The following is a 5,758-nucleotide window of genomic DNA, read 5'->3' as shown; positions in this document are numbered from 1 at the left end:
CACCTCCTTCCGCTGTGTCTGGCTTCGCCAGACGGTCGCTGCGCTCCCACGCCCGGATCAATCCCTCCACTCAGCCTTCCGACGTCGCCGGTGGATCAAGATCAAGAGCAGGCGAGCTGACACTCGGCCTATAGGTGAACGTGGAACTGTAGGAGCTGCCGAAGGCTGCGATCTTTTGCTTTTGCTTTTGCTTTTGCTCTTGCTCTTGCTCTTGCTCTTGTAGGAGCGAGCCTGCTCGCTATGGCTATCTCAAAGACACCGATGATTAACAGCTTAACCCCAATCCCTGTGGGAGTTGGCTTGCCAGCGATGGCGTCAGCAAGGTCGCCACTAATCAAACCGCTCGGAACTCTCCCTTCGCCAATAGGCTCTACCCAGAAACCCGCCATTTTCGGACTCACTCATGAGCGACGACGTGCAACTCCCGGACCTCAACACCTGGCAACGCCTGTTCGACGATCAGACCCTATGGCAGCAATCGCCCGACGCTCACTATTTCGATCTGCAGCGCATCGCCGATGACCTGCTCGGCCAAGGCGCGATTGATCTTGAGCAATGGCAGTTGTTGCGCGCCAAAGCCGATGATCTGCACAAGCAGTCACCCGAGGTCAACGTCGCCCGCGAACTCGACGATCCCGAAGCCTGAGGACTCCTGCCATGAATACCACCAGCAACCATAACGACAATCCCGACGAACCACGCCCGGCCGGCGAAACCGAGCGTGACAACGACGCCCTGCGCCCGACCGATCCCAAGCAGCGGCAGGACAGCGGCAAGGGCACGCCGAGTGGCGAATCCACCGCGCAAGAGACCGCCAAGCCACACACCCGAGGGCCACAAACCCAAGTCAAGCCCTGAACAGCGTCTATGCTCACTGGCACGCCCGCCGCTGAAGTCGTTTCGGTGGCGGGCGTCGCCATTTCATCACAGGGAAAGTAATGCATATGAAGCTCGACGCTCTGGCCAAGTCCATTACCCTCGCAACGCTGCTTTCTGTCACGAGTTTCGGCGCTCTGGCTGCCGACATTCCGTTATCCGCCGTCGTTGAGGCCGATTCCGTTACCACCAAAGTGCTCGCCGTCGACCCGGCCAATCACCAGGTCGTGCTGGAAGGCCCCGAGGGACGTCAGGTCCACGTTCAGCTCAGCGACAAAGCGAAAAACCTCGCCAAACTTAAAGTTGGCGATTCGGTGACGATCGAGGTGCAGCGATCTGTCGCCGCTTATCTCGATACGGATGTGGATAAAGGTCTCCCAGGCACCACCGAACGTACCGGCGAACTGCGCAAGGCTCCGGGCAGCGATAACCCTGGCGGCGAGGCTTATCGTCAGGTTCAGGTGCAGCTGAAAATCAGCAAAATCGATTTGAAGACCAATCAGGTCACTCTCCAGAATCCGTCCGGTCAATCGAAGACGCTCGATGTGAAGAAGCCGGAGATTCAGGCCAAGTTGAAGGATCTGAAAGTAGGGCAGAGCGTTATTGTCACTTATACCGATATCCTGAAAGTGACCAGTCAGCACGATAGTTGAGTATTAGCTCTACAAGTTTATTGCTCTTGTACAACTTTATGTATGAGAGCAATCATATAAAGTTTTTTGTAAGACAATTCCCGGGGAAAATCGGTAAAACACAGTTTTTAACTTTTCAGTTCAAAAATTTCATGTTTCCCCATGACGACATGTCCACTTGTTTGAATTAAAATCCTCGGCGTTCGCCCAGTGTCAGGGCTCTTTACCGGTGCATGGATTGCCAGGCCATTACACTGGGCGAACTCCACTACTTGCAAAAGTTGTATACAGAATCTGCAAACAAAAAGGGCGACTTTGCAGTCGCCCTTTTTTATTGTTTTCGATCAAGTCGAAGCTTGCATGCCGGCTTTGCCGTGCTGCCCCTGCAAGCGTTTGAGGGTCTGCTGGTACATTTTTGTCCGGCGATGATCCTTGCCATACGTGCCCGCAGCCGCGACGGTACCGGCCTGGATGTGATCAAGGTAGCGGAAGATCTTCCGCGGCGAGAGGAATCTGACGCCATAGCCCAACCCGACCATTCGATCCTGAAGCGTGTAACCCGGCACCTCCTCATCCATGCAGAAGTGCAAACCCAGCGACTTCATCAAACGCGCATTCCACAGCGTGCAGAAACTTTTCAGATGCGTTTCTTTATACGGGCGTGGCGGTTTCGAACGCAGGCCGAAATGAACTTTTAGCCGACGAACATGATGTTTGCAGAACCGCGAAGTTAAACGCCAGGTATCACGCAGTAACCCACGATCAAGTTGCTCAACACAACCGACCGCCGCCATGTCCGCACTTTTCGTGCATTCGCGCATCATCATCGCGAACACTTCCATGTCGTAGACAAAGGTGTCGGTGTGCAGCAGAAACAAGTAATCGGTCTCAACTTTCGCCAAGGCCAGATCCAACGCCTTGCCATGGGCAATATGCCCCATTTCCTTGCCCGGCGACGGCCGCTCGATCAGATTGATCCAGTCCAGCGAACGCAAATAATCGAGGCTGGCATCCGCCGAATCGTTGTCCACCACCCACACTGCAATGCCCTGCGCCTGAACATGCTCGCGCAACAGCTCCAGACACATGCGGGTAATGTCCGGGGTTTTGTAATTTACCAGGACGAGGCTGAAGTTGGATTGCGGCTGGGAGGGTAGATTGAAGGCTTTCATGTCGGAGGGACTCATCCACGGCTCAAGACGACAGGTTGATGAGCCGGGATGCTAGCGGGGGAAGCTTAGGTGAAGCTTAATTTGGCAGGGTCGGACACTGGAGAAGTGTGAGGACGTAAAACGGTTGGGATGCGTACCGGATGTAGCCATGCGTTCATCAGGTTGCGAAGTAAAGCTCATCCAGTTGGCGCTTGCGGATTGCCAAGTATTCCTCCCACAAATTGGGAAAATCCTCATCTCTGGTTAGCGGAAAGGTCAGATAGATGTGTTTTCCGACAACACTGATGTACTGGCGCGCACGTTTGAAGGCGGGCTGCTCGTACAGCGCAAGGGTCTCGTCGTAAGCGTCGTGATGGTGGCGAATCGTTACTCGATGAGGAGCAATCATCCCTCGCTCAAAATCGATCACCCAGTCGCCGTCTACGGCCGTATGCAAACAGCCGTAAACACCATCGACCGAGAGCAGGATGCAGGTGTTGGCCTGGTTGCCGTCCTCGTCGTTCGCTAGAACAATCTGGTCTGCGAAGTATTTGATCGTCCGGTTATCCGGACCCTGTAGAAGCAAGCCCCAGCCCTCGACGCCCATGCGAAACTCGCCGATGTTATGAAAGGTTGCGGTCCATCGATTGGCAAGCGTTATCTGACGGGTATTCATTTGGGTCCTCAGTCTCAAATTCCCTGGTTTATTTTTTTCTAGCGATGCTAGCGAGTTCGCTGAGTACAGCGTCGCGAGATTATTGTAGGCCGGGTACTTCACGACCACATGATCTTGCCGGTGTAGCAGATGAGTCCTTGAGGGACACCGACGTGCTTGAGTTGGTAGTAGACGAGCCGGCTTTCCACGGGCCTTCGCCGTCGAGCAGCGCCAACGGGCGGAAGGTGCCCGGTTCGTAAATGTAGCTGCGGTAGCGGTTCTCGGCGCTTTCGGCGATCAGGCGTTCGCCTTGCCAAGGGAACTCGGTGGTGCGGCCGTCGACTGTTTTCTCGATGCGACGGCCGAAAGCGTCATATTTATAAATTTCGATGCTGCCTCCCGGCAGGCTGACGCCGATCAAGCGGTGTTGGCAGTCGTAGCGGTATTCGGTGACGAGCCTTTGGCCGGTGCCGCGACGTTCGCGGATCAGGTTGCCGTAGGCGTGGTAGTCGTAGTGGCGGTCGCCTTGCATCAGCAGGCGATTACCTTATACGTCGGCGAGGTTGGCTGCGGGCAGGTCATTCTGGCCGAGGAGGTTGCCTGCCGGGTCCTGGGCGAAGCTCTCCGGCATAGCGCCGCGTACGCTGATCAGCCGATCCAGTGGATCGTAGTGAAAGCTGCGGCTGCCTTTGCGGCTGTCGTTAATACCGGCGAGGTTGCCGTTGGCGTCGTAGTTGTAGCGACGCTGGAACAGGTATTTGTCCCGCTGACTGACGCTGTGAACATGCAGTTGTCCTTGTTCATCGTATTGGCATTGGCTGAGCAGCAAGCCTTGTTGGCGTTGTTGCTCGCGACCGGCGCTGAACTGTTGGCTGGTCAGGCGCGAGCCGTTGAGGTCGCCGCTGCTGAGTTGCCCGCGATAGGCAGTCACCGATCAAAATCCAAAAGCAGTCTAGATTTAATTCAATGCCGCCCATCGATCATTATTAAAGCGGGTATTCGCACCGCCATGGAGGTGTGAATGATTCTGAGTCTATTCCTAGTTTTCCTAGGGTTGTATAGATCTCCTCTTCAGAATTCATTGTGTGTAGGTCGGAAATGTTGATGTCGCGATCGTCAATGCCATCGTTTGTATCGATTATCTCGCTAGGTATAGTGAATATTATTAATGCATATTTTGAATTTTTTGATTTGTGAATAAATTCATAATATTGATATGGGTCGTTCGAAAATTTGTACTTGTAAATTGCATATATTGAGGCCCATCTTCGTAGCAATGGGTCTTCTGAGGGGAGTTCCTGTGCAATGTTGTCGTAGCTCGCTCCGTCGAGTCCATGCCATACACTCCGAGGAATTTTCTTTTGTTCTGTCATTTTTGACCTGCAAATGAGTTTGGCCAGTAGATTCGAATTACTTTTCCGTCTTTAGGGTGCAGTTGTAAATGTGGCATGGCAGCATGTGGGTCGGTAGGGCTGTGATTGGCCATGTAAACCTTCCGAGTTTCAATATCAGACACTGGAGTGTCATCCCAGTGGTAATAGGATTCTTTTCCTTGAGGTGTTTGGAAGTAATCCTTGGCTGTTACGGAGTTAAATTCTTCAGCATTTCTATATCCTTGCCCTACATATTTTCCTCTAAACAATTCTTCAGCTTCCGCTCGACTGTTTACCGTAACGTCCTTAGCGCCTTGGTCAAGTTGTGCAGAGGCTCTTTTGACGCTAGGACTTGACCAGTCCACATCCGGTGGAAGCGGTTCTTTGGTATCGACCTTTGCATTTCCAGTCGTTGTCGTTGGACTTCCTTTTCCATCTCCATCTGGCGGGCACCCGTTCAGCCCCAACGGATCCACCCACCCCGTAGGGTTCGTCACGTACTGGTAGCTATTCAACCCACCCGCAAGCTTGATCGGATCGGGCGTCAAAAACCGTCCAGTTCCCGGATTGTAGTAGCGGTGACGGTTGTAATGTAAGCCTGTCTCCGCGTCGAAATACTGACCTTGGAAGCGCAGCGGATTATCGATTTCGCTGACATCCAGCGCAGCGAGGTTGCCGTACGCTCGGTACCTCGCGGACCACATGATTTCGCCGCTGTAGTCGGTGAGCTCTTGCGGAGTGCCGAGGTGGTCGAGTTGGTAGTAGAAGGGAGCCGCTTTTAATGGGCCTTCGCCGTCGAGCATGGCCAACGGGCGGAAGCTGCCCGGTTCGTAGATGTAGCTGCGATAGCGATTTTCTGCGCTTTCGGCGATCAATCGCTCGCCTTGCCAGAGAAATTCAGTGGTGTGGCCGTCGACGGTTTTCTCGATGCGGCGGCCGAAGGCGTCGTATTTGTAGGATGCGGTGCTGCCACCCGGCAGGCTGACGCCGATCAGGCGGTGCTGGCAGTCGTAGCGGTACTCGGTGACGAGCTTCTGGCCGGTGCCGCGACGCTCTCGGATCAGGTTGCCG

General features: G+C 54.2%; 6 protein-coding genes and 1 pseudogene. 3 read left to right on the top strand and 4 right to left on the bottom strand.

The genetic code is table 11. The annotated features are described in order from the left end of the window. Nucleotides 1-403 precede the first annotated feature (403 nt). The 3 genes from OC605_RS27980 (at nt 404) to OC605_RS27970 (ending at nt 1,529) form a co-directional block, all read left to right on the top strand. Nucleotides 404-646 carry a hypothetical protein gene (locus tag OC605_RS27980; RefSeq protein WP_016774112.1) on the top strand — a complete coding sequence of 81 codons (243 nt, stop codon included), beginning with the start codon at nt 404-406 and terminating at the stop codon, nt 644-646. A gap of 11 nt (nt 647-657) precedes the next feature. Beyond that, the gene (locus OC605_RS27975) at nt 658-858 is read left to right on the top strand and encodes a hypothetical protein (protein ID WP_186565404.1); all 201 of its coding nucleotides are present in this window, start codon (nt 658-660) and stop codon (nt 856-858) included. An 86-nt stretch (nt 859-944) separates the two neighbouring features. After that, complete coding sequence (locus OC605_RS27970; protein ID WP_262140505.1) at nt 945-1,529, top strand: hypothetical protein; 585 nt, start codon at nt 945-947, stop codon at nt 1,527-1,529. A 323-nt stretch (nt 1,530-1,852) separates the two neighbouring features. Here the strand turns inward: OC605_RS27970 and OC605_RS27965 are convergent, their stop codons facing one another. The 4 genes and pseudogenes from OC605_RS27965 to OC605_RS27950 form a co-directional block, all read right to left on the bottom strand. Next, entirely contained in the window at nt 1,853-2,680 is an 828-nt protein-coding gene (locus tag OC605_RS27965) for a glycosyltransferase family 2 protein (protein WP_262140507.1), read from the bottom strand. A 157-nt stretch (nt 2,681-2,837) separates the two neighbouring features. Beyond that, a complete protein-coding gene (locus OC605_RS27960; RefSeq protein ID WP_262140506.1) occupies nt 2,838-3,335 on the bottom strand; it encodes a hypothetical protein in 498 nt (165 codons plus the stop codon). Between the two features lie 66 nt (nt 3,336-3,401). Beyond that, nucleotides 3,402-4,230: pseudogene (locus OC605_RS27955) on the bottom strand (type IV secretion protein Rhs); the annotation flags it as partial. Nucleotides 4,231-4,683: 453 nt separating this feature from the next. Further along, nucleotides 4,684-5,758 (bottom strand): RHS repeat domain-containing protein (locus OC605_RS27950; RefSeq protein WP_262140504.1); only part of this gene is annotated, 1,075 nt, incomplete at its 5' end.

The sequence above is a fragment of the Pseudomonas sp. Marseille-Q5117 genome, from assembly GCF_946901175.1.
GTDB lineage: Bacteria > Pseudomonadota > Gammaproteobacteria > Pseudomonadales > Pseudomonadaceae > Aquipseudomonas > Aquipseudomonas iranensis.
The sequence above is the reverse complement of the archived record's forward strand: the minus strand, read 5'-3'. Positions and strand labels throughout refer to the sequence as shown.